This is a genomic window from Allobosea sp. R86505 (assembly GCF_042466375.1).
Classification (GTDB): Bacteria; Pseudomonadota; Alphaproteobacteria; order Rhizobiales; family Beijerinckiaceae; genus Allobosea.
Genome location: NZ_JAXHPY010000001.1, coordinates 4,012,399 through 4,038,123, shown reverse-complemented (window position 1 = coordinate 4,038,123; position 25,725 = coordinate 4,012,399). Strand labels below are relative to the sequence as shown.

Genomic DNA, 25,725 nt, shown 5'->3' with positions numbered 1-25,725 from the left:
AGAGCGGCCTTTTCATCTTCGTCGACCCGTTTGGCGCTTACTCGAAGCGCCCGCTCGCATGGGCGAGCATCGTGTAGACCTTGCCGGTCTCCGAGGTCAGGTAGGTCTTGGCCACCATCGAGTCGCGGTCGTCCTTGGCGGCCTCCGCCAGCAGGCGCTCGAACTCGTCGATATAGCGGTCGACCGTCTCCTTGAACTCGTTGTCGCGGCGGTACTTGCGACGGATTTCGTCGAAGGTCTGCTGGCCCTGCAGCGTGTAGAGGCGCCGCGTGAACACGTTGCGCTCGCCGCGCTTGTAGCGGTCCCAGAGCTCCACGGCGGCGTCATGGTCGATCATCCGGGCGATGTCGACCGAGAGCGAATCGAGCCGCTCGATCGAATGCGCGGTCGGCTTGGGCGTCTCGGGGGCCTTCTCCTCCCGCGAGGCGCGGTTCAGCAGGTCCGAAAGCCAGCCGCTCTTGGCGGGGACAGCCGGTTCGGCTGCGGCCGGCCGGCGCGGCAGCTCTGCGGCAGGGGCGGGAGCCGGAGCGGGGGCCGGAGCCGGCCGCGGCGGCAGACTCTGGCGCAGTTCGGCGCGCGGCGCGGGCTCGGCCGTCTCCGGTGCCGCGTCGAGCGAGGGCCGCAGCAGGGGCTCCGCCACGGGCATGCGGGCCTGCGTCACGGTGGTGTAGGCTGGCTCCTGCCGGGGGAGGGTGGCCGCGGGGGCCGAACGGCGGCTCTGGCCGGCATCGACCGGTAGCGCGACGTCGCTGCGGCGGCCGGAGCGGGTGACGATCTCGGTCAGCTCGTTCAGCGCCTTGATCTGCTCGGCGACGACGCGGCGCATGGCCGAGGTCGATTCCTGCGTCTCGCGCGGCAGGTTGAGCACGCCACGCTTCAGCTCGGCGCGCGTCTCCTCCAGCTCGCGCTGGATTTCGGCGGAGACACCGCGCATGTCCTGCGCCGCGACCTGGAAACGCTCGGTCACCTTGGCGAGTTCGCCACCGACCTCGCTGGTGACCTGCTCATAGGCCTGACGTAGCGCCTGGGCGGTGCGGTCGCGTTCCTTGCCGGTCGCGGTCCGGATCAGCTCGAACTGCTGGGCGATGGCGCTGGTCGTCGTCTCCGCGGAGTCGTTGAGGACGGCGCCGATCTGGCGGGCGCGGCCTTCGGCCGTGCTGAGCGACTCATCCATCAGGGCCGCGAAGGAGCGCGTGATCGATTCGACATCGTCCGTCCGTGCCGCAATCAACCCGTGCAGTTCTTCCAGCGACTGCTTGCGATCGGCCAGCGCCTTGCCGACGCGCGCCTCGACCTGCTCCAGGCGGCCCGTGACCGAGTGCAGGGCGGCGGCGCTCGTCTGGGTGACCTCGCCGAGCGCGTGCCCCTTGTCGTCGAGCTGGCCGATCAGCACGGCCGTCTCGCGCAGCGTGCCCTCGGAGAACGCCTTCAGCTCCCCGATCTGGGTGGCGATCTGCTGCGAAGCCTTGCCGGTCTCGTCCATCACGGTGGCGATCACGCTCTGCAGGTCGCCGACGCGGGCCGACAGCCCGCCCTCGACGGCCGCGAGGTTCTTGTTCGCGCCGTTGACGATCTGCTGCATCAGCTTGTTGGCCTCGCCGAGGCGCCCGAGCATGCCGCCGAGCTCGCCGCGCAGCTGCTCGTTGGTGGCGACCAGCGCCTCGACGGACTGGCGGGTGCCGTTCTCCAGCGTGTCGCGGAGCGCGCTCGACGAATTGTCCAGCGCCGTGGTGATCGCGGTGCCCCGCTCGCGCAGGCCCTCGATGATCGAGGAGCCGCGGGTTTCGATGGCGCGCACGACGGTTTCGCCGATATTGGCGACCTCGTTGGCGATCGACTCGCCACGCTGGCCCAGCGCCACGACCATGCCGCCGCCCTTGTCGTCGAACAGCACGCGCAGTTCCTCGGCGCGGGCGCCGAGCGCCGACGAGATCGAGTCGGACTTGGACTGCAGCGTCTCGGCGATCTGCTGACCGCGCTGGTCCAGCGTGCCCGAGACGGTGTCGAGGCGGTTGACGACGCGCTCCTCAAAGCGCGCGACGCTGCGGTCCAGCGTATCGGCGATCTGCAGCGCCCGCCCGCCCAGCGTGGCGTTGATCGTATCGGCCTTCTCGCTGAGCGTGCGGGTGAGCGACTCGCTCTTGGAGGTGACGACCTCGCCGATCTCGTCCGCCTTGGCGGCAAGCGCGCGGGTGACCTCGCGGCCGCCCTCCGCCAGGACGCGGGCGATGTCGACGGTGCGCTCGACCAGCGCCTCGTTCAGCGCCGTCGCACGCGAGCCGAGATTGCCGTCGATGCGCGCGATCAGGCTGTCGAGCGAGGTGGCGATCTCGGCGCTCTTGGCGCCCGAACGCTCCTCGAACAGCTTGATCTGGCTTTCCATCGCGTCGGTGGCTTCGCGCGTCCGATCGGCGAGGATCGCGGCCGCCTCGGCGGCGCGCGTTCCGACCCGGTCGGCCAAGGCCATGCCGTCCTGCCCGATCAGCTTCTCGACGCCTTCGATGCCGCTGGTGACGGCGAGCGTCAGCGCGCGCGTATCGTCGGAGAGGCGACCCGTGAGTTCGCCACCCTTGTGGACGATGACGTCCTCGAAGGCCGCCAGCCTGTCGCCGAGTGCGGTCTCGACCTGTCGGCCCTCGGTCTCGAAGAGCCTGGCGAAGGCGCTCAGGCGCGCGCCCATCGTGGTCTCGATCTCGCGGCCCTGCTCGTCGAACAGGCGAGTCAGCGCGTCGTGGCGGCCGGCCAGGGCCTCTGTCAGTGCCTGGGCACGGCTTTCGACCGAGCGCAGCATCGATTCCGCATTGGCCGACAGGGCCTCGTTGACGCGGCCGCCCTGCTGGGTCAGCGCCAGAACGATTTCCTTGCCGGTTCCGGCGAGCAGCGTGCGGGCTTCCTCGGCATGGACGGTGAAGGTCTCGCGCAGCCCGCGCGTCGCCTCGGTGACGCGGTCGGCGACGTCGCGACCGTCGACATTGATGGTCTCGGTCAGGGCGCGGGTGGCATCGCCCAGGCGGCGCGCCAGCTCCTCGCTCTGCTCGCCGAGCAGCGTGTGGACCTCATGGCCCGCGCTGACGAGATCGCGCAACAGGCTCTCGCGCTGGTCGCCCAGCAGCGTGCCGACCTGCTCGCCGGTTTCGGACAGGCGCAGAAGGAAGCCGCTCTGCTGCTGCTCGAGCGCGCCCTGCGCGGTCTCGGCGGCGTCCGTGAGGCGGGCGGCCAGCGCCGCGCCGCGCTCGTCGAGCCGCTGGTCGAGGCTGTCGCCGGTCTCCGCCAGACGCGTGATCAGGGCGCTGCTGCGCTCCGCCAGCACGCTGTGGACCGAGCGGCCGACATCGGCGACGCGCGTCACCAGCGCCTGGCTCTCGTTACCCAGCAGGTCCTTCACCTCGAGGCCGGCCTGCGACAGCTTCACCGTCAGTGCGGCGGCCTGCTCGTCGAGCAGCGCGCCGACACGCGTGCCAGTCTCGGACAGGCTCGCCGCCAGCGCATCGCTCTGCAGCCCGATCAGCCCGTTCACCTGCTCGCCGGCCTCACCGAGGCGCAGGACGAGGGCTTCGCTCTGATTGTCGAGAAGTTTGGCGACCTCGGCCCCCGCACCCGACACACGTGACACCAGGGCATCGCTCTGGCCAGCCAGCAGGCTGGCGACGTTCGTGCCTGTGCCGGACACGCGAGCGACGAGCGCCTCGCTCTGCTCTTCCAGAAGCCTAGCGACATCCGCGCCTGTGCCGGAAACCCGGGCGACGAGCGCCTCGCTCTGCCCGTCCAGCAGCCTGGCGACATCCGCGCCCGTGCCGGACACGCGGGACACGAGATCTTCGGCCTGGTGGCCGAGCATGGACTGCACCGTCTCGCCGGTTTCCGACAGACGCGTCACGAGCTGGCCGCCGCGCTCGTCGATCACGCTCTGCAGGCCATCGGTCACCGAGGCGACGCGCGTCGCCAGTTCCTCGCCGCGCCGTCCGACCGTGTCGCCGAGCGACTGGCCGGCCTCATCGACGCGCAGGATGATGGCGTCGCTGCGCTCGCGCAGGATGTCGTCGACCGTGCGGGCGGTGTCGTTCAGTCGCGCGACCAGGCTTTCGCTCTGCGAGCCGATCAGCGTGTTGACGCTCTCGCCGACCTCGAGGAGGCGCGAGGCGATGAGCTCGTTCTGGCGCGCCAGCAGGCCGTTCACGCCGCGACCGACCTCGGCGAGGCGGGTCGTGACGCTGTCGCCTTCCTCGGCGAGCGAGGCCCGCAGGCTCTCGCCGGTCTCGGCCAGCCGCACCCGCAGCGCCTCGCTCTGGTCATCGATCAGCGCCACCATGCTGCGGCTGCTGCTCTCGAAGCGCTCGGCCGCTTCGGTCCCGCGCGCGGCGATGTCCTGCGCCAGCGTTTCGCCGGTCGCACGCAGCGTCTGGTTCACGGTGTCGACGCGGGTCGTCAGCGTGTCCACCACCTGCGCACCGGTCTCGCTGATGGCGCGGGTGACGTCGCGCGCTCCCGTGGCGAGGCCTTCGGCGAGGGCGGCGCCGGTGCGCTCCAGCGAGGAGGCGATGTCGCGGGCACGGCCGTCGAGCAGCGTAGAGAGGCCGTCGCTGGCGCCCGACAGCCTTTCGCTGACCTCCCCGGAGGTGACCTGCAGGCGCTCCACCAGTTCGCTGCCGCGGCCGCTGATCTCGTCGATCATGCGTTCGCCGGCGCGTCCCAGCGCCAGCGTGATCTGGTCGCCCTTCTCGCCGAGCGAGCCGGTGACCCGGTCGCCGGCCTGGGCGACGGCCTCGGCGATCGTCCGGCTGGCGTTGTCGAGGTCCTTCGACAGGTTCTCATGGGCGCCACTGATCGCGAACTTGACCCGCTCGGCATTGCCGACGACCGCCTCGCGCTGTGTCACCAGCTCGTCGATCAGGGCCCGCAGGCGGATTTCGTTGTCTGCATAGGCGCGCTCGAGCGTGGCGATTTCGCCGCGCACGATCGTCTCCAGCTCGCCGGCACGGGCGACGGCCCGTTCGATGCCGTCCCCCATCGCCGCGACCTCGCGGCGGATGGTCTGGCTCAGCGAGAGGACGGAATCGGCCCCCACCACCTCGGGCTCGGCCAGCCGCAAGGCGACCTCGGTCATGGCCCGCGAGACCAGACGCATTTCCTGCGTGCGACGATAGAGCGCCGCCAGCACGAAGAAGAACACGACCGGCGCGCCGATCGCCAGTGCCATCAGCGTCCACTCGCCGACGCCGAAGGCCGCGAGACGGTCCGGCACGCCACCCTCGGTGGCGCCGAGGCGGCTGTTGAGGACGAAGGCGGCGCCACCGAGCCAGGTCAGCGTGGCGAGCGCGGCGAACCAGTAGGGCTTGGCCGAAGGCCGGACCGAAAAGGCCTGGACCAGCGAGGTGGAATCGCGCCGGTCGTCATTGGCGACCCGGCTGGTGTCGGGTGCGATCGCGGGCCGGGGCGGCGGCGCGGCGGCTGCAGCCGGCTGCGGCGCCGGCTGCTCGATGCGCGGCAGCTCGAGCTTCAGGTCGTTCTCGGTGGTGGCGGGAAGCTTGGGCTCGGTGGCCGGCTCGCTCTCGGAGCCCGCCTTCGGCTGGTCGAGCCGGAGGGCCTCCTCGATCGCGGACATCGCGGCTTCCGTCGGATCCTGGAGCTTCTTTTGCCGATTCATGCTGTGCCGCCTCGCCACGCTACTCGAGGAACGCCCGATCGCGTTTCGCCCCTTGGGCACGGACCGCCTCTGGTCCGGCAGGGGGAGAAACACTGCGCCCATCATTTACCAATTGGAAGGGTAGTTGACGCTCATAGCATTGGGAACCCGTTTGCCGTGCCGATTCACAAACGTCGTTAACGCCTCGTTCACCATGACGGCGCTTTCTGAAGTCTGCGCCGACCGTCGCCGCGAACCGCCAGAACCGCCATTTTCGAGCCTTTGATGCCCCAGTCCGCCATCGATCTTGTCCATCTCGCCCGTCAGACCGGCGGCGACCACGAACTCGAGCGCGAGCTTCTCGCCCTGTTCGCCCAGCAATGCGTCCATCATCTGCGCACGATCCACCAGGCCGAGGATTCGCGCGCCCGGATGGACGCGGCCCATACCCTCAAGGGGGCGGCCAGGGCCGTTGGAGCCTGGCAGGTCGCCGAGGCCGCGGACGCCATCGAGCAGCGGATCGCCGAGGCGGACGCACGACGGACCGAGGCGGCCATGGACACGCTCGCTTTGGCCGCTGCCGAGGCGCGTGCGGTCATCGGTCGCTTCGACAGCGCAGCCTGAGCGCTGCGGGCGCCCGCACCGATCCGCCGCAGGGCGGGATCACGCAAAGGGCGTTCCCCGCCGGTTGGAAATGCTCTAAGGCGAGCGCGTCCCCTCGCATGCTGGAGTTCGAGATGCCGCAGGTCACCTTCATCGACGCGCACGGAGAGAGCCGGACGGTCGAGGGCGAAGCCGGGGCCACGGTGATGGAAGTCGCCATTCGCAACGGCGTGCCGGGCATCGAGGCCGAGTGCGGCGGCGCCTGCGCCTGCGCGACCTGCCATGTCTATGTCGACGAGGCCTGGACGGCGAAGGCCGGCCGGCCCGAGCCGATGGAAGAGGACATGCTCGACTTCGCCTTCGAGGTGAAGCCGACTTCGCGCCTCTCCTGCCAGATCAAGCTGCGCGACGATCTCGACGGCCTCGTCGTCCGCACCCCGTCGCGCCAGGGCTGAGCGCCCGGACCGGCCGGTCTACTCGGCGGCGGCGGGCAGGGCGGGGGACATGGTCGTTTCCGCCCCCGGAGCCGGATGTCGCGGCACCAGGAACGCCAGGCTCAGCGAGACGATCGCCACGCCGGAGCCGATGTAGAACACGATCGCCGGGTCGCGCAGCCAGATCAGGCCGAAGGTCACCGGCAGGAACACCGCTGCGATGTGGTTGATCGTGAAGGCCACCGCCGAGGTCGGTGCAATGTCGGCCGGGTCGGCGATCTTCTGGAAATAGGTGCGTTGCGCCAGGGTGAGCGTGAAGAACACCCCATCGACGATGAACAGCGCGCCCGCGACGAAGACGCCCCAGCCGGCGAAATGGCCCTGGCTGGCCAGCGCATATCCCACGAAGACGACGACCAGCGAGACGTTCTCGAGCTGGATCGTGGCGCGCTCGCCGACACGGCCGACGAGATGCCCCAAGGCGGGGCCCATGAAGGTGTTGATGCCATAGGTCGCCAGCAGCAGCATCGCGGTCGCCGAGACGTCATAGCCGAAGCGCTCGACCAGCAGGAAGCCACCGAAGGCCATGAAGATCTGCCGCCGGGCGCCCGACATGAAGGTCAGCGCGTAGTAGAGCCAGTAGCGCTTGCGCAGCACGAAGCCCTTGTTCTGCGGAACGGTGCCCTCGAACCGCGGAAACAGCAGCCAGGCGAGCAGCGCGAGGACCACGACCAACCCGCCGGCGACGAGAAAAACCACGATATAGCCCGGCTGGAACACCCGCCAGACCACCGCGATCGACCCGAAGGCGAGAAGCTGGGCCGTCGCCGAGGCGCCGGCGATGCGGCCGAGCAGGCGCGGCGCTTCCTTTTTCGGCAGCAGCTGGAGCTGCAGCGACTGCTGCGCCGTCTCGTAATAGTGGAAGCCGATCGACATGATCGTCGTGGTCAGCAGCAGGCCGCCCAGCGTGGGGTGGTAGCCGGTCACCGCGACGCCAATGCCGAGCGTCACCAGGCTGACATAGGCCAGCATCTGTTCGCGCATGAACCAGAACAGGATGATGGCGGTGAAGGCGAGGAAGCCTGGAATCTCGCGGACCGACTGCAGAATGCCGATATCGGCGCCGGAGAAGCCGGCCGCCTCCTTGGCGAAATTGTTCAGCAGCGCGCTCCAGCTGGCGAAGCCGAGCCAGTTGATGAAGGCCAGCGTCATCAGGAAGACGGTGGGCGACGTCAGGAAGGCGGCGGGGCGGGGCTGCCGGGAGGCGGTGTCGGACATCGCAGGGCCCGTTCGGGGAGTGCGGAGGAGATCACCGCGGCAAGGCAGGGCCGAGGCCCGCAGGGAATCCCTTCTAGAATGGCCGGGCAACGTTGGGTAGCGTGGTCCCGTGCATGGCGCGCCAGCGCCGCACCGAGGGCAAAGCCCGAAGCGTCCTTTTGCGCTGGATCATCGCGCCGGCCGCCGCAGGCCCTAGGATGGCTCACGCAGCAGCGAGGAGAGCGAAATGTACAAGTCGATTCTGGTTCCCGTCGACATCGCCGAGCCGGAGATGGCCGAGCCCGCCATCGCCGCCGCCACCTCTTTCGCCAAGGCGTCGGGCGGCGCCGTCAGGCTGGTCTATGTCCGCTCGCTCGTGCCGGTCACCTATATGGAATTCGTGCCGGCGGGGTTCGACGCCGAGCAGCAGGAGGATGCCGAGGCGAAGCTCGCCGCCATCGCCGCCAAGATCGACCTTCCCGAGGCGCAGGTTTCCGCCAAGGTGCTGATCGGCTCTGTCCATGGCGAGGTTCTGGCGGAGGCCGATGCGAGCGGGGCCGATCTCGTCGTGATCGGCTCGCACGAACCCGGCATTCTCGCCTATGTCATCGGCTCCAATGCCTCGTCGATCGTGCGACGGGCCAAATGCTCGGTGCTGGTCGTCCGCTGAGCGGCGTCAGGCGCGCCGGCCCGGGACGAGGTCATCAGGCACCTCGCCGAGCGCGAGTTCGCGCGGCTTGTTCAGCGTCACCATGGGCATGACCTGCCAATAGGAGGCCGCTGCCAGCAACAGGCCGAGCAGGGCGGTCGAATAGGCGCCCTGCAGCAACGCGCGGCCGGTGAAGAAGGCGAGCATCAGCAGGGACAGCGTGCTGACCGTCGCCAGCGCGATCCAGAGCAGCGACGGCTTGCCGGCGACGAAGCGCGCGCGTGGATTGGCTTGGGCGATTGCGGCCGCCAGCGCGCTCACGAAGGCGTGGTAGCCGGCGTCGTCACGGTCCATCTCGGTCAGCGAGCGCCAGGACAGGTTGCCGAAGGTGATGGTCTTGCCGTCGGACAGGCGCAGCTGCGTCTTGAAGCCCTTCGAGCTGAGATTGCTCGGCGCATAGACGAACCGGACCTGTTCGACCGCCGAGAGGCGGACGCGATCGACCTTCCGCGTGGAATCGACGACGAGCGTGTCGCCTTCCAGCTGATAGGAGATCTCGAAGCCGACCGGACGCGCGCGTTGGCGCCAGGAGGGTGGAGGGGTGTCGTCGTCTGCGATCAGCGTCATGGCGCGAGCCATAGCGGCTTGCCCCAAGCTTGTCTCTGGCCATCAAAGCGGCAATTGCTTTGGTTCGGCGGTGGTGGCCGAGAGGAGGTGCGATGAACGAAGCGACAGACACCGGCGCCGGCAACGGGGCTCTGCTGGCCTTGCTCATCGAGCAGGAGGAAAAGCTCCTATCCCCAGGCTGGCGCACCTCAGGCGAGGCCGTCGGTGAACTGCTTGCCGATGATTTCGTGGAATTCGCCCGCTCGGGCGGGATTTATGATCGCGACCAGACGATCGCTGCGCTTGCGGGTGAAAGGCCGATGTTCGTCAGACGAGCTTTTGATTTTCGGATCAGCTTGCTTGGTGAAACGGTCGCGCTGCTCACTTATCGGTCCGCTCGCCGGTCGACATCTGATCCGAACGAGGAGCAATCCCTGAGGAGTTCGATATGGGTTCGGGATCAGGGACGCTGGCGGCTGCGGTTTCACCAAGGCACGCCCGCTTGAGGTTCGGAAAACGAACCCGTCTTGCCTTGCTCCAATCGACATAATCGTTGGAGTCGTGGGTCGCCCAAAAGGCTTGTTCGTCAGCTTCGCTTGAAAAATCGGGCAATTTCCTGAGCGGCATCATTGCAAAATCATCTATTTGGCGCGCCCGCTACCGCGCCAGCACCTTCATCGCCCCGTCGAGACCGTCGAGCGTCAGCGGGAACATCCGCCCGCCCATGAGCGAGCCGATCTGCCGGATCGACTGGGTGTAGCTCCACAGATGCTGCTGCACCGGGTTGAGCCAGACCGATTTCGGGAAGCGGCCCGTGATCCGCTCCATCCAGACCGCCCCGGCCTCCTCGTTCCAGTGCTCGACCGAACCGCCGGGCATCGCGATCTCGTAGGGGCTCATCGAGGCGTCGCCGACGAAGACGACGCGGTAATCGGCCGGATAGGTCCGCAGCAGTTCCAGCGTCGGAATCGTCTGGTCGTGCCGGCGCCGGTTCTCGCGCCAGACCCGCTCATAGGGGCAGTTGTGGAAGTAGAAATGCTCGAAATGCTTGAACTCGGCCCGCGCCGCCGAGAACAGCTCCTCGGCCAGTTCGATGTGCCAGTCCATCGAGCCGCCGACATCCAGGAAGAGCAGGACCTTCACGGCATTGCGCCGCTCGGGCCGCAGCTTCACGTCGAGATAGCCATGCCTTGCCGTCTCGCTGATCGTCGAATCGAGATCGAGTTCCTCGGCCGCACCCGTGCGGGCGAACTTGCGCAAGCGGCGCAGCGCGATGCGCAGGTTGCGCACGCCGAGTTCGCGCGTGTCGTCGAAGTCCTTGAACTCGCGCTTGTCCCAGACCTTCACCGCCCGGAAATTCCGGTTGCCGTCCTGCCCGATGCGGACGCCCTCGGGATTGTAGCCATAGGCGCCATAGGGCGAGGTGCCGGCGGTGCCGATCCATTTCGAGCCGCCCTGGTGGCGGCCCTTCTGTTCGGCGAGGCGCTGCTTCAGCGTCTCGAAGAGCTTGTCCCAGCCGAGTGCCTCGATCTGCGCCTTCTCGGCGTCGGTGAGGTATTTCTCGGCCAGCTTGCGCAGCCACTCATCGGGGATGGCCTGCGCCTCGACCGCCTGGCCCAGCGTCTCCAGGCCCTTGAAGACCTGTCCGAAGACCTGGTCGAAGCGGTCGAGATGACGCTCGTCCTTCACCAGGCAGCAGCGGGCGAGGTGATAGAAATCCTCGACCCGGTGCTCGGCCAGATCGGCCTCCACGCCCTCGAGCAGCGCGAGATACTCGCGCAGCGTGACGGGGACCTTGGCGGCCCGCAGATCGGTGAAGAGTCGCAGGAACATCGCGCTACTCTGGCGCGCCCCGCGCCGGGGTCAAGCCGGACCCGGCCGTGGTTCCGGCCGATCAGCGGCGCGGAACGACGGCAGGGCTGGGGCGATCACGCCACGGCGTCGGCGAGATCCTTGGTGACCTTGAACTTCACGACGGTCTTGGCCGGAACCTTGATGGTGGCGCCGGTCGAGGGGTTGCGGGCCTCGCGAGCCTCGCGCTTGGCGGCCGAAAACTTGCCGACGCCACCCAGCGTGATGTCGTCGCCCGCCTTCAGGGTCTTCGCGACGACGGTGCCGAGCGAGGCCAGGATGGCGGAGACGTCCGTCTTCGGCTTGCCGGTCTCATCGGCAATGGCGGCGATCAGTTCATTCTTGGTCATGAAATCCTCCATGGGGAGCGTTGTGGGGCATCACGCGACGCGAAGGGTCGTCCGGCCCGTCCGAAAACGCAGCGCGAAGGCCGCAGGCCACACGATGCGGCTGCGGCTGTTGCCACGACCACCGTCGAAAGGCGATGCCCGCGCGGCTAGATACGCACAGAATTCGCGTTCGTTCCGCGAATTGTGGCGCCGACGCAACCAAAGGGCGTCTCGATCCGGTGTGATTGACAAGGTTGCGCCTGTTATTTCAAGCTTGAAATAATCGAGGGTTCTGGGGAAGCGGCATGAAGGTCATCATCGTCGGAGGCGGCATCGGCGGCCTGACGCTCGCATTGATGCTGCAGGCGCGTGGGATCGGCGCGGTCGTCTACGAGCAGGCCAGCGAGATCCGGGAAGTCGGCGTCGGGATCAACACCCTGCCGCACGCCATCCGCGAACTGGCCGATCTCGGCCTGCTGCCGGCGCTCGACGCCGTCGCGATCCGCACCCGCGAACTGGTCTACATGAACCGCTTCGGCCAGACGGTCTGGCGCGAGCCGCGCGGTCTGCATGCGGGCGCCCCGACGCCGCAGTTCTCGATCCATCGCGGGCGCCTCCAGGCGGTGATCCGCGACGCCGTCGTGGCGCGGCTGGGCGACGGCGCGGTCCGGACCGGCCGACGGCTGCAGGGCTTCATCCAGGACGAGGGCGGCGTCACCGCTCACTTCGCCGATTCGCGTCGGGGCGAGACGGGCGAGACCGCACGCGGCGACATTCTCGTCGCGGCCGATGGCATCCACTCGATGGTGCGTGCCCATTACTTCCCCGACCAGGGGCCGCCGCGCTGGTACGGCGTGCAGATGTGGCGCGGCGCCTGCGACTGGCCCGTCTTCCTCGACGGGGAGAGCATGATCGTCGCCGGCGGCATGGCCGGCAAGCTGGTGCTCTACCCGATCGCCAAGGGCAAGACGGCCCAGACCCGGCTGACCAACTGGGTCGTCAACATCCGCACAGGCGATCCCGCGAAGCCGCCGCCGAAGGAGGCGTGGTCGAAGCCTGGGCGGCTCGAGGACGTGCTGCCCTTCGCGCGCCGCTTCACCGTGCCCGGCGTCGACATTCTCGGGCTGATCCAGGCGAGCCCCGGATTCTGGGATTACCCGATGTGCGACCGGGACCCGTTGCCGCGCTGGACCCATGGCCGCGTCACGCTGCTCGGCGATGCCGCCCATCCGATGTATCCGGTCGGCTCGAACGGGGCGTCCCAGGCGATCCTCGACGCGCGCTGCCTGTCCGATGCGCTGGTCCGTTCGGAGCATCCGCGCCACGCGCTTGCAGCCTATGAGGCACAGCGCCTGCCGGCGACGGCGGAGATCGTGGCGCTGAACCGCAAGGGCGGCCCCGAGCGCGTCATCGACGCCGTCGAGCAACTGGCGCCGAACGGCTTCGACGATGTCGAGCGAGTCCTGAGCTATGCCAAGCGCGAGGCGATCGTGAAGTCCTATGCCGGCAAGGCCGGGTTCTCGCAGGAGCAACTCGCGCGGCGGAGCTGAGCCGTTCAGCCGGCTTCGGTCAGTTGCCGGATGCGGCTCTTCAGCCGGGCGTTGTCCTGTTCGCAGTGCTTCAGGCGTCGCGCCATGTCGAGCGGCACGACTTCGCCGCTGGAAGGGGCCTCGAAGGCGACGCCGACGCGCTCGCCGTCGCGCCATCGGATCCGCGCGACATAGGAGCGCTGATGGCGCGCGATGTCGAGATCGAAGGCGATCGGCAGCGCGATGGAGTCGGAAATCACCAGCAGCGCCCCGTCATCTGAAACATTGCGGACGACACAGTCGAGTGTGCAGTTCTTTTGGTTGAAACTGATGCGACCTCCCAGCAGAGATCGGAGGCGTTGTTTCTTTCGTCGCTCAACAATCATAGTATTAAATTCCCTAACGTCATGTCGATTACTGCGATAAACAGTAACAGCGATCAGGGAATGAAGCCGGCTTAACCTTCTGTTAACCTTAACGCGCCGCGCGGTGGCGACGCGCCTCCTCGACCCGCCGAGTTGGCGGGCGAGTCCCGGCCGTCAGCCGGCTTCGGTCAGTTGCTGGATGCGGCTCTTCATGCGGGCATTGTCCCGCTCGGCCATGCGCAGCCGCATCGCGACGTCGGTTTCCGCAGGGTTTGCGGTCTCCGGAACCGTCTCGGACTCGAAGGAGACGCCGATGCGCGTGCCCGTCCGCCAACGGACATGGGCCCGGTAGCAGCACTGGCGCTGGGCGATCTCGAGTTCGAAATCGGAGGGCAGGAGCACCGAGTCCGGCACCACGATGAGGGCGCCCCCATCGGAGATGTTGCGGACGACGCAGTCCAGGGTCGCGCGCTTCTGGTTGTAGCGCGCTCGCGCGCCCAGAAGAGAGCGCAACCGTGGCGTCTGGCGCCGCTCCGTGGTCATGGCTCGATCCCGGCCGTCTTCATCGGGCGGCCCATGCCGCCTCGAAGTGACCATGCCAGAGTCCGCGCTGCGCTGCAGCAGCTGGCTCGTTCAATGTTTAACGATCAGTCGCCCGGATGCGCGAAAGACGGCGGGCTCAGGCCGGATCGCTGCGGCCAGCCCGGCGGGCACGGGCTTCCGCCAGCGAGATGACCTCGCTCGGCCGGGTCTCCTCGGGCGTCAGGAAGGCGACTCCGACATCGTCGCCGCGCCGCCAGCATTGGCGGACGCGACGGCTGTCGCCGGCCTGGATGTCGAGTTCGAAGGTGTCCGGCAGCTCGATCCAGTCCGCCATCCTCACCATCGCGCCGGTCTGCGAGCGATTGCGCACGGTGCAGGCCAGCACCGACTGCTCGCCGTTGAACACGAGCCGAGCCGGCTGGTGGAGGCGGCTGCGCGCCTGGAGGCGGCGATCGGCGATCATCGGCAGGCTCCCGCAAAAGACCTCCGGGAAATCGGAGGCGTCGTGCCGGTGAAACTGCCGCAAACCGGCCGTCCGTGCAGCCTTTACCCGCGCTTAACCTTACCCCGCACTCGTCAGGCGCCGTCGGGCGGCGGCGGCAGGAAATCGACCTCGTGCTTGGCCGAGAGCGCCACGACATCGGCAGGATTCTGCTCGGCCATGGAGTGGATGCCCCAGAACAGGTCGTAGAGCCGCGCCGTCGGCGCCACCCAGAACAGGCACTTCACGGTGGATTCGCTCTTGTTGAAGAGACCGTGCGGGACATTGCGCGGCAGCCGGATCAGGTCGCCCGGCAGGGCATGGCTCTCGGCCCCGTCGAGGACGAGGTCGAGCCGCCCCTCGAGCATGTAGATGAACTCATCCTGCGTAGTGTGGATATGCGGCGGTACGAAGGTGCCGGGCGGGAAGGTCGCGTGCCAGGAGAAGGAGTCCTCGCTCAGCGACTTCGGCACATAGGTCTGGCCGAGGATGTTCCAGGAAATCGAATCGAGCCCCTCATTGGCCCGGGTCACGCCGGCGGTCAGTGGCTTCATCGCAGATGTCCTCGCTCGTCAGAAATGCAGAAAGCGGTCCTTGACCGCGCTGTCGCTGCGCAGGTCGTCGCTGCTGCCGCGCCAGACGACGCGGCCCTTCTCCAGCACGACATGGCGGTCGGCGATCTTGGCCAGCGCATCGACATTCTTGTCGATCACCAGGATCGACTCGCCCTCGGCCTTGAGCGCGGCAAGGCAGGCCCAGATCTCCTGGCGGATGATCGGCGCCAGACCCTCCGTCGCCTCGTCCAGGATGATCAGCCGGGGATTGGTCATCAGGGCCCGGCCGATCGCCAGCATCTGCTGCTCGCCACCGGAGAGCTGGTTACCGCGGTTGGCGCGGCGCTCCTTCAGGCGCGGGAAGAAGGCGTAGATCCGCTCGATGTCCCAGCGGGCCTTGCCGAAGCGGCTGGCGGCGGTGGCGATCAGGTTCTCCTCGACGGAGAGCGTCGGGAAGATCATGCGCCCCTCGGGCACGAGGCCGATGCCGGCTTGCGCGATCCGGAAGGCGGGCGCGCCTGTCAGGTCACGCCCGGCGACGCTGACCCGGCCGGCCTTGGGCGGGATCAGCCCCATGATCGCGCGGATGGTCGTGGTCTTGCCCATGCCGTTGCGGCCGAGCAGCGTCACCACCTCGCCTTCGCCGATCGCGAGATCGACCCCGAACAGGATCTGCGCCTCGCCATAGCCGGCATCGAGCCCCTCGACGACGAGCATCCTACGTCTCCTCGCTGTTCGTCATTGCGAGGAGCGACAGCGACGAAACAATCCAGGGGGGCGTAGAGCTCTGCCGCCCCTGGATTGCTTCGCTTCGCTCGCAATGACGATTGAGGTGGTTGCTCATCACCTCTCCTCGCCGAGATAGGCTTCGCGGACCGCCGGGTCGGCGCGAACCGCCGCCGGCTCGCCCGAGGCGATGACGCGACCATAGACCAGCACGCTGACGCTGTCGGCCAGTGCGAAAACCGCCTCCATGTCGTGCTCGACCAGCAGCATGGCGTAGCGGCCTTTCAGGCTGGCGAGCAGCGCGATCAGCCGCTCGCCCTCCTCGCGGCCGACGCCGGCGAGCGGCTCGTCCAGCAGGATCGCGGCCGGCTCCAGCGTCAGCGCCATCGCGATCTCGAGCGCGCGCTTCTCGCCATGCGACAGCCGCCCGGCCAGGACATGGGCGCGCTCGGTGAGGCCGACGGCCTCGAGCGCCGCCCAGGCTGGCGCATTCAGCGCCTCGTCCCGGGCCGCGTGGCGAAACAGCGCCAGCGGATGGACCGCCCGCGCCTGCGCCCCGAGCGCGACATTCTCCAGCACCGAGAGCGACGGGATCGTCGAAGTGATCTGGAAGGTCCGGGCGAGCCCCGCCCGGGCTCGCCGTTCGGGCGAGAAGCCCGTGATGTCCTGCCCGCGGAAGCGGATGCTGCCGGTATCGGGCCGCAGCATCCCCGAGATCTGGTGGACCAGTGTTGTCTTGCCCGCGCCGTTGGGGCCGATCAGGGCGTGCAATTCGCCCGGCGAGACCGAGAGGCTGACGCCGTCGGTCACCTTGAGCGCGCCGAAGGCCTTCTGGATGCCGGAGAGGACGAGCACGGGCTCAGTCATCGCGGCCGGCCCCGAGCTTGCGCATCAGCCCGACCAGCCCGCCGCGCGTGAACAGCACGAAGAGCACGATCATCGGCCCGAAGATGACCTTCCAGTGCTCGGTCCAGCCGGCGAGGATGTCCTCGGCGAAGAGGAAGGCGAGCGCCCCGATGATGGCGCCGTGCAGCGAGCCGACGCCGCCGAGCACCACCATGAAGATGAGCTCGCCGGAGCGCGGCCAGGACATGAAGGCCGGGCTGACGAACTCGGTCTGGTTGGCGAGCAGGAAGCCGGACAGGCCCGCGATCAGCCCGCTGATCACATAGGCGACGAGCCGTACCTGCGAGACCTGGAACCCGGTGACGGAGACGCGCGTGGCGTTCTCACGCGCGGCGCGCAGGACACGGCCGAAGCGCGAGGCGACGATCACGCGGACGAGGAGGTAGCACGCCAGGAGCACGCCGAGCACGATGTAGAAGAAGCCGGTGCGGCTGCGGAACGCATCGAAGCCCAGCACCGTGCTGCGCTGGTAGAGCGTCAGCCCGTCGTCGCCGCCATAGGCGGACAGCGCCTGCGCCAGGAAATAGACCATCTGCCCGAAGGCCAGCGTGATCATGATGAAGGTGACGCCGCGCGTGCGCAGCGAGACATAGCCCGTGACCAGCCCGAAGAGACCACAGACCGCCAGCACCACGGGCAGGATCAGCAGGGTCTCCGCCAGACCTTCCGTGATCATGATCCCGGTCGCATAGGCCCCGATCCCGACGAAGGCGGCGTGGCCGAAGGAGACCAGCCCGCCAACGCCGAGGATGAGGTCGAGCGAAAGCGCCGCGATGGCAAAGATCATCGCCCGCGTCACTAGCGTCAGCCAGTGCGAAGGCAGGCCGAGCGCAACCGCGAGCGGCAGCAGCGCCAGCAGCCCGAAGAGCAGGACCGGGATCAGCAGGACACGCCGCGCGGGCAGGGGCAGCGCCCGTGCAGTTGGCCCGGGCAGGGTCGTGGTCGCCTCGCTCATGCCCGGCCCTTCGAGGGCAGGAGCCCCTCGGGTCGGACGAACAGCACGATCGCCATGACGAGATAGATCAGCATCGAGGACAGGGCTGCGCCCGCCGCCCGGGCCGAGGGGGCGCTCATGAACAGCCGCAGCAGGTCGTTCATGAAGGATCGGCCGAGCGTGTCGACGAGGCCGACGATCAGGGCCCCGACGAAGGCGCCCCGGATCGAGCCGATGCCGCCGACGACGATGACGACGAAGGCGAGGATCAGGATGTTGTCGCCCATGCCGGGCTCGACCGAGAGAATCGGGGCCGCCATGGCGCCGGCGAAGGCCGCCAGCATCGTGCCGAAGGCGAAGACGATCATGAAGAGCTTGTTGATGTCGACGCCGAGCGCCGAAACCATGGGCGCATTCGAGGCGCCGGCCCGCAGCAGCATGCCCGTGCGCGTCTTCTCGACGACGAACCAGAGCAGGGCGCCGACGGCGAGCCCTGAGCCGATCAGCGCGAAGCGGTAGGTCGGATAGAGGATGCCGTCGAGCAGCGCGACATTGCCCGACAGGAAGGACGGGACCGGCACCGAGAGCGGCGCGGCACCCCAGAGCATCTTCACGCCCTGGTTCAGCAGCAGGATCAGCCCGAAGGTCGCCAGCACCTGGTCGAGATGGTCGCGGGCGTAGAGATGTCGAAAGACAAGGAACTCGAGCGCGAGCCCGATCACCAGCGCGGCCGCCAGCGCCAGCACCAGCCCGAGCACGAAGCTGCCGGTGATGCCGACGAAGGTCACCGCAAGATAGGCGCCGAGCATGTACTGCACGCCATGCGCCAGATTGATGAAGTCCATCACGCCGAAGACGAGCGTCAGCCCGGCGGCGACCAGGAACAGCAGGATGCCGAGCTGGAGGCCGTTCAGGATCTGGACGATGAGGAGGCCGGTGGTCATGGGATCGGTGGCTCGCTGTGCCCTTGCGATCAACCTCGGCCGTCATTCCGGGCGCAGCGAAGCGGAGACCCGGAATCCATCGTCGAGTACGAGGCCCTTCGATGGATCCCGGATCGGCGCCGCTTCGCGGCTGGTCCGGGATGACGGCGGCGGATGTGTTGGTCCGCTGCGTCAGATCACTTCAGCGCGCAGTCCTTCGCGTGCGGGTCGGCATAGTCGGCGAAGACCTTCGAGACGATCTCGGTCTGGAACTTGCCATCGGCGCGCTTGGCGGCCTTGACCAGGTAGAAGTCCTGGATCGGGTAGCCGTTGGTGTTGAACTTGAACTTGCCGCGCAGAGAGGTGAAGTCGGCCTTCTTCAGGGCGGCCCGGATCTTGTCCTTGTCGGCCGTGCCGCCGGCTGCCTTGATGGCAGAGTCGATCAGCATGGCCGCGTCATAGGCCTGCATCGCGTAGGAACCCGGCACGATCTTGTAGGCCGCCTCATAGGCGCTGACGAATTTCTTGCTCTGCGGGTTGTCCATGTTGGGCGCCCAGGTCATGCCGCCGAACAGGCCAACCGCTGCATCCTGCTGCGCCGGCAGCGTCGATTCATCGACCGTGAAGGCTGAGAGGAAGGGAATTTTGCCCTGAAGGCCGGCCTGCGACCACTGCTTGACGAAGTTGACGCCCAACCCGCCCGGGAGGAAGGCGAAGACCACGTCGGGCTTGGTCGAGGCGATCTTGGCGAGGTCGGAGGCGAAATCCATCGAGGTCAGCGGCGCATAGACCTCGTCGACGATCTCGCCCTTGAAATAGCGCTTGAAGCCGGCGAGCGAGTCCTTACCGGCCTGGTAGTTCGGCGCGATGATGTAGGCGCGCTTGTAGCCCTGGTCCTGGGCATGCTTGCCGAGAACCTCGTGCACCTGGTCGTTCTGGTAGGAGGTGACGAAGAAGTTCTGGTGGCAGCCCTTGCCGGCCATGGTCGACGGGCCGGCATTGGGTGAGATCAGGAAGGCGCCGGAATCCAGCACGGGCTTGGCGATCGCGCCGAGGATGTTCGAAAACACCGGGCCGACCACGAAATCGGCCTTCGCGCTCTCGACATAGCCCTTGACCTTGCCGACCGCGACATCCGGCTTGAGTTCGTCATCGATCACCGTGATCTGCACCGGCACGCCGCCCAGCTTGCCGCCGTTCTGGTCGACCGCGAGCTGGAAGCCGTCGCGCACCTGCTGGCCGAGTGCTGCAGCCGGGCCGGTCAGCACGCTGACGACGCCGATCTTCAGCGGCTCCTGCGCCTGAGCGGAAGCGATGCCGAGTGCGAGCAGGCCGGCGCCGAGCGAAAGCGAGAATTTGAGCGTCATGTCGATGTCCTCCCGGGACGAACGAGAAAGCGACAGCGCGACAGGGGTCCCCTCGACCTCCTTGACCGCGCGATGAGGGCATATTGTTTCAAGCTTAAAATATCTGCAAGGGGGCCGCTGCAAGAATGTTGGACAGCCCCCTCGCCGTCATTCCGGGGCGGCCTGAAAGGCCGAACCCGGAACCTACTACGGGGTCAAACCCGTGCCGATAGCGTTCGCAAACGCTCGCCCGGTCGTGGGTTCCTGGTTCTTCGCTACGCGACGCCCCGGAATGACAGGCCTCACGCCTGCACGCCGTCCACATACCAGTCCATCTTGGACAGGATCGCGTCCGACGCGGTCTCGCCGGCCTTCAGGCGGACCTCGCCCTTCTGGTCCTTCAGCTCCCCGGTGAAAGGGTGGAGCGTGCCGGCGACGATGCCCTTCGTGACCGCGTCGGCGGCGGCGCGCGCAGCCGGCGTCACGGCGTCATTGTAGGGCGCGATCTTGACCATGCCGTCCTTGATGCCGTGCCAGACGTCGCCGCTCTTCCAGCTGCCGTCCATCACCTCCTTGACGCGCTTGATGTAGTAGCCGGACCAGTCGTCGACGATTGCGGTCAGATGCGCCTTGGGCGCGAAGGCCTTCATGTCGGAGGCCTGGCCGAAGGCGAAGACGCCGCGCTGCTCGGCCGCCTGCAGCGCCGCCGCCGAGTCGGTGTGCTGGGTGATGATGTCGCAACCCTGGTCGATGAGCGCCTTGGCGGCGTCGGCCTCCTTGGCCGGATCGTACCAGGTCGAGGCCCAGATCACCTTGGTCCTGAAGTTCGGGTTCACCTTGCGGGCAGCGAGCGTGAAGGCGTTGATGCCCATCACCACCTCGGGGATCGGGAAGGAGGCGATGTAGCCGGCCTGGCCCGACTTCGACATGTGCCCGGCGATCGTGCCGATGACCGCGCGGCCCTCGTAGAAGCGGGCATTGTAGGTCGCGACGTTATCGGCGCGCTGATAGCCGGTCGCGTGCTCGAATTTCAGCTTCGGAAACTGCTTGGCGACCTGGATCGTCGGATTCATGAAGCCGAACGAGGTCGTGAAGATCAGCTGGTTGCCGGCCTGGGCGAGCTGGCGGATCGCGCGCGCGGCGTCGGGGCCCTCAGCGACCTTCTCGATGAAGCTGGTCTTGATCTTCGCGCCGTATTCCTTCTCCAGCGCGAGCCGGCCCTGGTCATGCGTCCAGGTCCAGCCGTGGTCGCCGATGGGGCCGACATAGATGAAGCCGACGCCGAGCGGCGCCTGGGCCCGCGCGCCCGTGCCGAGCAGGGGCAGGGCGGCGGCGCTGGCGCCGGCACCGAAATTGAACCGGCGGCGGGTGATGATCGAGGTCATGAATGTGGTCTCCGGTTGCGGGGCGGCGTCACGACGCCGAGAAAGGCTTGCCGAGACAGGCCGGCGCGTTGAGCCGGCCCGATCTGCGGCCTAGCGACATCATGGTCAGAACCGCGACAGTCGCAAGATAGGGCGTCATCGCAAGAAGCTCGGGCGCGAGCCAGGTGATGCCGGCCGCCTTGGCCTGGAGCTCCAGCGTCATCACCGCACCGAACAGATAGGCGCCGAGCAGCAGGCGGCCCGGCCGCCAGGCGGCGAATACGACGAGCGCGAGTGCGATCCAGCCGCGGCCCGCGGTGAGCCCGTCGGCCCACATCGGTGTCAGCGCCAGCGAGAAATAGGCCCCGCCCAGCCCCGCCAGCGCCCCCCCGAAGGCGATCGCCGCGTAGCGGATGGCGATGACGGGGTAGCCGATCGCATGGGCCGAGGCGTCGTTCTCGCCGACGGCCCGCAGGATCAGGCCAGGCCGCGTCTTGCGCAGGAACAGGCTGACGCCGAGCACCAGCGCGAGCGAGAGATAGACCACCATATCGTGGCCGAAGACGGCGCGCAGCAGGGGATGCTCCGAGAGCGCGGCCGGAAACACCGGGCCGAGCCGCGTGATCGTCCGGCCGACGAAGCCCGCGCCGATCAGCGAGGAGGCGCCGATGCCGAAGATGGTCAGGGCGAGGCCGGTGGCGACCTGGTTGGCCGTCAGCGACAGCGTCAGCACGGCGAACACCATCGCGGTGGCCATGCCCGCCACCATCGCCGCCAGGAGGCCGAGCATCGTGCTGCCGGTGCTGAACGCGACCGCGAAGCCCGCCACCGCGCCACACAGCATCATGCCCTCGACGCCGAGATTGAGGACGCCGGCCTTTTCCGTGACGAGTTCCCCCAGCGCCGCCAGCAGGATCGGCGTCGAGGCGGCGACGAGGGTCATCAGGATCGAGACGAGGATGGCGGTGGTCATGCTCCGCCCCTCGTCATTCCGGGGCGCGCCAAAGGCGCGAACCCGGAAACCACGACCGGGTGAGCGTCTCGTCTTTCGTCCCGCCCAGCCGGGTGGTCTCGCCCGGTCGTGGGTTCCGGGTTCTTCGCTGCGCGAAGCCCCGGAATGACAAGCGTGCGTGCCCGCGCCCTCATGCCGCCCGCACCTTCCAGCCGATGCGGTATTTCACCAGCACGTCGGTTGCCAGCAGCACGAACAGCAGCAGCGCCTGGAACATGCCCGTCGCCGCCTGCGGCAGGCGCACGGTCGTCTGCGCGATCTCGCCGCCGACATAGGTCGCCGCCAGCACGATGCCGCCGAAGACGATGCCGAGCGGGTTCAGCCGGCCCAGGAAGGCCACGATGATCGCGGTGAAGCCGTAGCCGGTCGGGAATTGGGGTGTGAGCTGGCCGAAGGGGCCGGCCGCCTCGAACAGCCCGGCGAGCCCAGCGAGCCCGCCGCCCGCCAGCAGCGTCGCCCAGGTCACCCGGTCGGCGCTGAAGCCGCCATGGCGCGCGGCGGCGGGCGCGAGCCCCACGACCTTGACCGCATAGCCGGCGGTCGTCTTCTCCATCAAGAGCCATGCAACGAGCGCGATCAGGAGCGCAGCAGGGATGCCGAGATGGACGAGCGAGCCCTCCATCATCGCCGGCAGGGTCTGGTCGGCCCCGAACATCCGCGTCTGCGGAAAGTTGAAGCCGTCCGGGTCCTTCCAGGGACCGCGCACGAGGTAATAGAGGCCCTGTACCGCCACGTAGGTGAGCATCAGGCTGGTCAGGATCTCGCTGACCTGCAGGCGGACGCGCAGGAAGGCGGGCACCGCCGCCCAGGCCATGCCGCCGAGCACGCCGGCAAATGCCATCGCGGGCAGGATCCACCAGCCGGTCATCTCATGCGTCGCCAGCGCCACGCCCGTGCCGGCGATCGCGCCCATGATGTACTGGCCCTCGGCGCCGATGTTCCAGACATTGGCGCGAAAGCCGATGGCGAGTCCCAGCGCGATCATCACCAGAGGGGCGGCCTTGACGCCGAGATCGGGCCAGCGCTGCGGCTCGACGAAGGGCGTCACGAAGATGCTCTCCACCGCGTGGAAGCCGTCATAGCCCATCGCCGTGAAGACGATCATGCCGAGCAGCATCGTCAGCCCGATCGCGATCAGCGGGCTGAGCCAGAGCATCATCGTGCTCGGTTCGCGGCGGCGGCGCCATTCAAGCATGGGCCGGCGCTCCCGGCGCCGCCGCCGCCCCATGCACCCCGCCCATCATCAGGCCGATCTCGTCGATCCCGAGGCTGGCGACCGCGCGCGGGGCTGAGAGCCGGCCCTCGTTGATGACGCAGAGCCGGTCGGCGAGTTCGAGCAGCTCGTCGAGATCCTGCGAGATCACCACCACCGCCGAGCCGTTCGCGGCTAGATCGACCAGTTCCTGCCGGATCGCCGCAGCGGCCCCCGCATCCACGCCCCAGGTCGGCTGGCTGACGACGAGCACGGCCGGAGACTGGCCGATCTCGCGGCCCATGATGAACTTCTGGAGATTGCCGCCCGACAGCGAGCGGGCGAGCGCCGCGGTGCCGGTGGTGCGGACGTCGAAGCGCTTGATCACCGAGTCGGCGAAGCGGTTGACGTCTCCCGTGCTGATCAGCCCGAGCGGCGTCAGCGGGAGGCGGTGGCGCGCGGTCAGGATCGCATTGTCGGCGAGCGAGAAATCGGGGACCGCGGCATGGCCGTTGCGCTCTTCCGGCACGCAGCAGAGCCCGAGCGCCCGGCGCGCGCCCGCATCCAGCCGCCCCACGGGCTTGCCGTCGAGCATGATCGCATCCGCCCCGTTCGCTGGCCGTTCACCGGACAGGGCGGTCAGAAGCTCCGATTGGCCGTTGCCGGCGACGCCGGCGATGCCCAGGATCTCGCCGGCCCGCGCCTCGAAGGCCACCCCGCGCAGGTCGGTGCCGAAGGGCGGCTCGCCCGGCAGCGTCAGCCCGGACACCGACAGCCGCACCGGCCCGGCGCCGTCGCTTCCGCCATGCGCGATCTGGCGCAACTCGGCGCCGATCATCAGCTCGGCCATACGGTTCGTGCTCTCGATGCGCGGGTCGCAGGTCGCCACGACCCGGCCAGCCCGCAGGATCGTGGCGGCCTCGCACAGCGCCTTGATCTCATGGAGCTTGTGCGAAATGTAGAGGATCGCGCAGCCCTGCGAGGCGATCTGGCGCAGCGTGCCGAAGAGCTTGTCCACCTCCTGCGGCGTCAGCACCGAGGTCGGCTCGTCCATGATCAGCAGCCGGGGATTCTGGAGCAGGCAGCGCACGATCTCGATGCGCTGGCGCTCGCCGACCGATAGCGTATGGACCTCGCGCTCGGGGTCGAGCGGCAGCGAGTAGCTTTCCAGGATCGCCGCGACGCGGCCCTTCAACTCGTCGCTGTCGCAGGCCTCGTCGAGGCCGAGCGCAATGTTCTCGATCACCGTCATCGCGTCGAACAGCGAGAAGTGCTGGAAGACCATGCCGATGCCCAGCCGCCGCGCGACCTTGGGCGAGGCGATCGCGACCGGCGCGCCATCCCAGGCGATGGTCCCGGTGTCGGCCTGCTGCACGCCGTAGATGATCTTGACCAGGGTCGATTTGCCGGCACCGTTCTCGCCGAGCAGCGCATGGATCTCGCCCGGACGGACGCTGAGGCTGATGTCCTCGTTCGCCTTCACGCCGGGAAAACTCTTGGAGATGCCCGACAGGGCGAGCCGGGGGCGAACCTTCTGGTCAGGCGGTTGCGTCATGGCCGGCCCGTTCCTCCGCTCCGGCTCCGCGGGAAGCCTGTTGTTTCCGAAGCAAACTCCGCACCAGTTCGGCGGCCGTCAAGGCCGCGATGACCTCAGGCCGCTTGTCGTCCACATCGCTTCCGCCGATCGGGCAGGTGAGGCGCGACAGCGCCTCGCGTCGCCCCCCGGTGCGCAGGAAGCCGGCCTCGAAGCGCGCGCGCTTGGTCGCCGAGCCGATCATCCCGACATAAGAGGCATCGCCTCGCTGCAGCGCCGCCTCGGCCAGCCGGTAGTCGAGCGCGTGGCTATGCGTGAGCACGACATGGGCCGCGCCGGTCGGCGCCGTGGCGACGGCCGCGACCGGATCGGCCATGCGGATGCAGGTCACCGCCGCCGGCAGTCCGTCCATCACACCGTCGCGATCGTCGATCAGCGTCAACTGGAAGGGCAAAAGCGCCAGAGCCTGGACCAGGGCCCGCCCGGTATGCCCGGCGCCGAAGACCAGCACGGCCGGGCGCGCCTCGGCCTCGGCCCGCTCGCGCGCCACCTGCATCGCGAGGTCCGCCGATGTCGCGCGCCAGAGCGAAACCTCCACCCGCCCGCCGCAGCACTGGCCCATCTGGGGGCCGAGCGGGATGTCGAGACGGCGTTCGCGCTCGCCGCTCGCGAGCATCTCGCGCGCCGTGTCGATGGAATGAAACTCAAGTTGCCCGCCGCCGATCGTGCCAGCCGCGCCGGTCGCGGATACCGCCATCGCCGCGCCCGCCTCGCGAGGCGTCGAGCCGGCGGCGCGGGTGATCGTCGCGAGAATGACGCCGTCGCGGAGATGCTCCGAGAGGAAGGCGGAGAGGGTCATCTCGGGCTGTCGCTCGGCCGGCGAGGTCCCTCCCTTCCCCCTTGTGGGGAAGGGTTGGGGATGGGGGTGGTGCCGCTTGGCGAGCGCTCACCAGGCGGAGCGACC

At 68.4% G+C, this 25,725-nt stretch carries 24 protein-coding genes and 1 pseudogene; 5 read left to right on the top strand and 20 right to left on the bottom strand.

Annotation, left to right across the window (positions count from 1 at the left end; genetic code table 11):
• Positions 1–37 precede the first annotated feature (37 nt).
• Positions 38–5,644: an apolipoprotein A-IV repeat region-like domain-containing protein gene (locus SJY11_RS19515; protein ID WP_376988402.1), complete on the bottom strand. Its 5,607-nt coding sequence runs from the start codon at positions 5,642–5,644 to the stop codon at positions 38–40.
• A gap of 264 nt (positions 5,645–5,908) precedes the next feature.
• On the opposite strand from SJY11_RS19515, the gene SJY11_RS19510 reads away from it, so the two are divergent.
• On the top strand, positions 5,909–6,247 hold the full coding sequence (locus SJY11_RS19510; RefSeq protein ID WP_376988401.1) for an Hpt domain-containing protein: 339 nt from the start codon (positions 5,909–5,911) through the stop codon (positions 6,245–6,247).
• Positions 6,248–6,360: 113 nt separating this feature from the next.
• Positions 6,361–6,681 (top strand): 2Fe-2S iron-sulfur cluster-binding protein, encoded by a 321-nt coding sequence (locus tag SJY11_RS19505; RefSeq protein WP_376988400.1) that lies wholly within the window; start codon positions 6,361–6,363, stop codon positions 6,679–6,681.
• Positions 6,682–6,699: 18 nt separating this feature from the next.
• On the opposite strand, the gene SJY11_RS19500 is transcribed toward SJY11_RS19505, so the two are convergent.
• Complete coding sequence (locus SJY11_RS19500) at positions 6,700–7,938, bottom strand: MFS transporter (RefSeq protein WP_376988399.1); 1,239 nt, start codon at positions 7,936–7,938, stop codon at positions 6,700–6,702.
• A 226-nt stretch (positions 7,939–8,164) separates the two neighbouring features.
• Between SJY11_RS19500 and SJY11_RS19495 the strand changes: the two genes are divergently transcribed.
• Positions 8,165–8,587: a universal stress protein gene (locus SJY11_RS19495; protein WP_069054442.1), complete on the top strand. Its 423-nt coding sequence runs from the start codon at positions 8,165–8,167 to the stop codon at positions 8,585–8,587.
• Positions 8,588–8,593: 6 nt separating this feature from the next.
• Here SJY11_RS19495 and SJY11_RS19490 read toward each other — a convergent pair whose 3' ends face one another.
• Complete coding sequence (locus SJY11_RS19490; protein ID WP_376988397.1) at positions 8,594–9,193, bottom strand: hypothetical protein; 600 nt, start codon at positions 9,191–9,193, stop codon at positions 8,594–8,596.
• Between the two features lie 92 nt (positions 9,194–9,285).
• Between SJY11_RS19490 and SJY11_RS19485 the strand changes: the two genes are divergently transcribed.
• Positions 9,286–9,678, top strand: a complete 393-nt coding sequence (locus SJY11_RS19485; protein ID WP_376988396.1) for a nuclear transport factor 2 family protein — start codon at positions 9,286–9,288, stop codon at positions 9,676–9,678.
• A gap of 46 nt (positions 9,679–9,724) precedes the next feature.
• Here SJY11_RS19485 and SJY11_RS19480 read toward each other — a convergent pair.
• The 3 genes and pseudogenes from SJY11_RS19480 to SJY11_RS19470 form a co-directional block, all read right to left on the bottom strand.
• Positions 9,725–9,799: pseudogene (locus SJY11_RS19480) on the bottom strand (hypothetical protein); the annotation flags it as partial.
• A gap of 30 nt (positions 9,800–9,829) precedes the next feature.
• Positions 9,830–11,005 carry a vWA domain-containing protein gene (locus SJY11_RS19475; protein WP_305695790.1) on the bottom strand — a complete coding sequence of 392 codons (1,176 nt, stop codon included), beginning with the start codon at positions 11,003–11,005 and terminating at the stop codon, positions 9,830–9,832.
• Positions 11,006–11,100: 95 nt separating this feature from the next.
• Complete coding sequence (locus tag SJY11_RS19470; RefSeq protein ID WP_376988395.1) at positions 11,101–11,373, bottom strand: HU family DNA-binding protein; 273 nt, start codon at positions 11,371–11,373, stop codon at positions 11,101–11,103.
• A gap of 284 nt (positions 11,374–11,657) precedes the next feature.
• Between SJY11_RS19470 and SJY11_RS19465 the strand changes: the two genes are divergently transcribed.
• Positions 11,658–12,902, top strand: a complete 1,245-nt coding sequence (locus SJY11_RS19465; protein ID WP_376988394.1) for a flavin-dependent oxidoreductase — start codon at positions 11,658–11,660, stop codon at positions 12,900–12,902.
• 5 nt (positions 12,903–12,907) lie between these two features.
• Here the strand turns inward: SJY11_RS19465 and SJY11_RS19460 are convergent, their stop codons facing one another.
• The 14 genes from SJY11_RS19460 to xdhC form a co-directional block, all read right to left on the bottom strand.
• Positions 12,908–13,267: a PilZ domain-containing protein gene (locus tag SJY11_RS19460; RefSeq protein ID WP_376988393.1), complete on the bottom strand. Its 360-nt coding sequence runs from the start codon at positions 13,265–13,267 to the stop codon at positions 12,908–12,910.
• Between the two features lie 153 nt (positions 13,268–13,420).
• Entirely contained in the window at positions 13,421–13,789 is a 369-nt protein-coding gene (locus SJY11_RS19455) for a PilZ domain-containing protein (protein WP_376988392.1), read from the bottom strand.
• A gap of 136 nt (positions 13,790–13,925) precedes the next feature.
• Positions 13,926–14,252 carry a PilZ domain-containing protein gene (locus tag SJY11_RS19450; protein ID WP_376988391.1) on the bottom strand — a complete coding sequence of 109 codons (327 nt, stop codon included), beginning with the start codon at positions 14,250–14,252 and terminating at the stop codon, positions 13,926–13,928.
• Positions 14,253–14,365: 113 nt separating this feature from the next.
• Complete coding sequence (locus tag SJY11_RS19445) at positions 14,366–14,824, bottom strand: cupin domain-containing protein (protein WP_376988390.1); 459 nt, start codon at positions 14,822–14,824, stop codon at positions 14,366–14,368.
• Positions 14,825–14,842: 18 nt separating this feature from the next.
• The gene (locus tag SJY11_RS19440) at positions 14,843–15,541 is read right to left on the bottom strand and encodes an ABC transporter ATP-binding protein (RefSeq protein ID WP_376988389.1); all 699 of its coding nucleotides are present in this window, start codon (positions 15,539–15,541) and stop codon (positions 14,843–14,845) included.
• 126 nt (positions 15,542–15,667) lie between these two features.
• The gene (locus SJY11_RS19435) at positions 15,668–16,417 is read right to left on the bottom strand and encodes an ABC transporter ATP-binding protein (protein ID WP_376988388.1); all 750 of its coding nucleotides are present in this window, start codon (positions 16,415–16,417) and stop codon (positions 15,668–15,670) included.
• The gene (locus tag SJY11_RS19430) at positions 16,410–17,411 is read right to left on the bottom strand and encodes a branched-chain amino acid ABC transporter permease (protein WP_376988387.1); all 1,002 of its coding nucleotides are present in this window, start codon (positions 17,409–17,411) and stop codon (positions 16,410–16,412) included. The genes SJY11_RS19435 and SJY11_RS19430 overlap by 8 nt, the downstream gene beginning before the upstream one ends.
• A complete protein-coding gene (locus tag SJY11_RS19425; protein WP_376988386.1) occupies positions 17,408–18,334 on the bottom strand; it encodes a branched-chain amino acid ABC transporter permease in 927 nt (308 codons plus the stop codon). Before SJY11_RS19425 ends, SJY11_RS19430 begins: the two co-directional genes overlap by 4 nt.
• 176 nt (positions 18,335–18,510) lie before the next feature.
• Positions 18,511–19,680, bottom strand: coding sequence for an ABC transporter substrate-binding protein (locus tag SJY11_RS19420; protein ID WP_376988385.1), 1,170 nt, complete (start codon positions 19,678–19,680; stop codon positions 18,511–18,513).
• 281 nt (positions 19,681–19,961) lie between these two features.
• Entirely contained in the window at positions 19,962–21,044 is a 1,083-nt protein-coding gene (locus SJY11_RS19415) for a BMP family ABC transporter substrate-binding protein (RefSeq protein WP_376988383.1), read from the bottom strand.
• Between the two features lie 28 nt (positions 21,045–21,072).
• Positions 21,073–21,996: an ABC transporter permease gene (locus SJY11_RS19410; RefSeq protein ID WP_376988382.1), complete on the bottom strand. Its 924-nt coding sequence runs from the start codon at positions 21,994–21,996 to the stop codon at positions 21,073–21,075.
• Between the two features lie 169 nt (positions 21,997–22,165).
• Positions 22,166–23,230: an ABC transporter permease gene (locus SJY11_RS19405; protein WP_376988381.1), complete on the bottom strand. Its 1,065-nt coding sequence runs from the start codon at positions 23,228–23,230 to the stop codon at positions 22,166–22,168.
• The gene (locus tag SJY11_RS19400) at positions 23,223–24,782 is read right to left on the bottom strand and encodes an ABC transporter ATP-binding protein (protein ID WP_376988380.1); all 1,560 of its coding nucleotides are present in this window, start codon (positions 24,780–24,782) and stop codon (positions 23,223–23,225) included. Before SJY11_RS19400 ends, SJY11_RS19405 begins: the two co-directional genes overlap by 8 nt.
• Positions 24,766–25,620 carry a xanthine dehydrogenase accessory protein XdhC gene (gene xdhC, locus SJY11_RS19395; protein WP_376988379.1) on the bottom strand — a complete coding sequence of 285 codons (855 nt, stop codon included), beginning with the start codon at positions 25,618–25,620 and terminating at the stop codon, positions 24,766–24,768. The genes SJY11_RS19400 and xdhC overlap by 17 nt, the downstream gene beginning before the upstream one ends.
• Between the last annotated feature and the right edge of the window lie 105 nt (positions 25,621–25,725).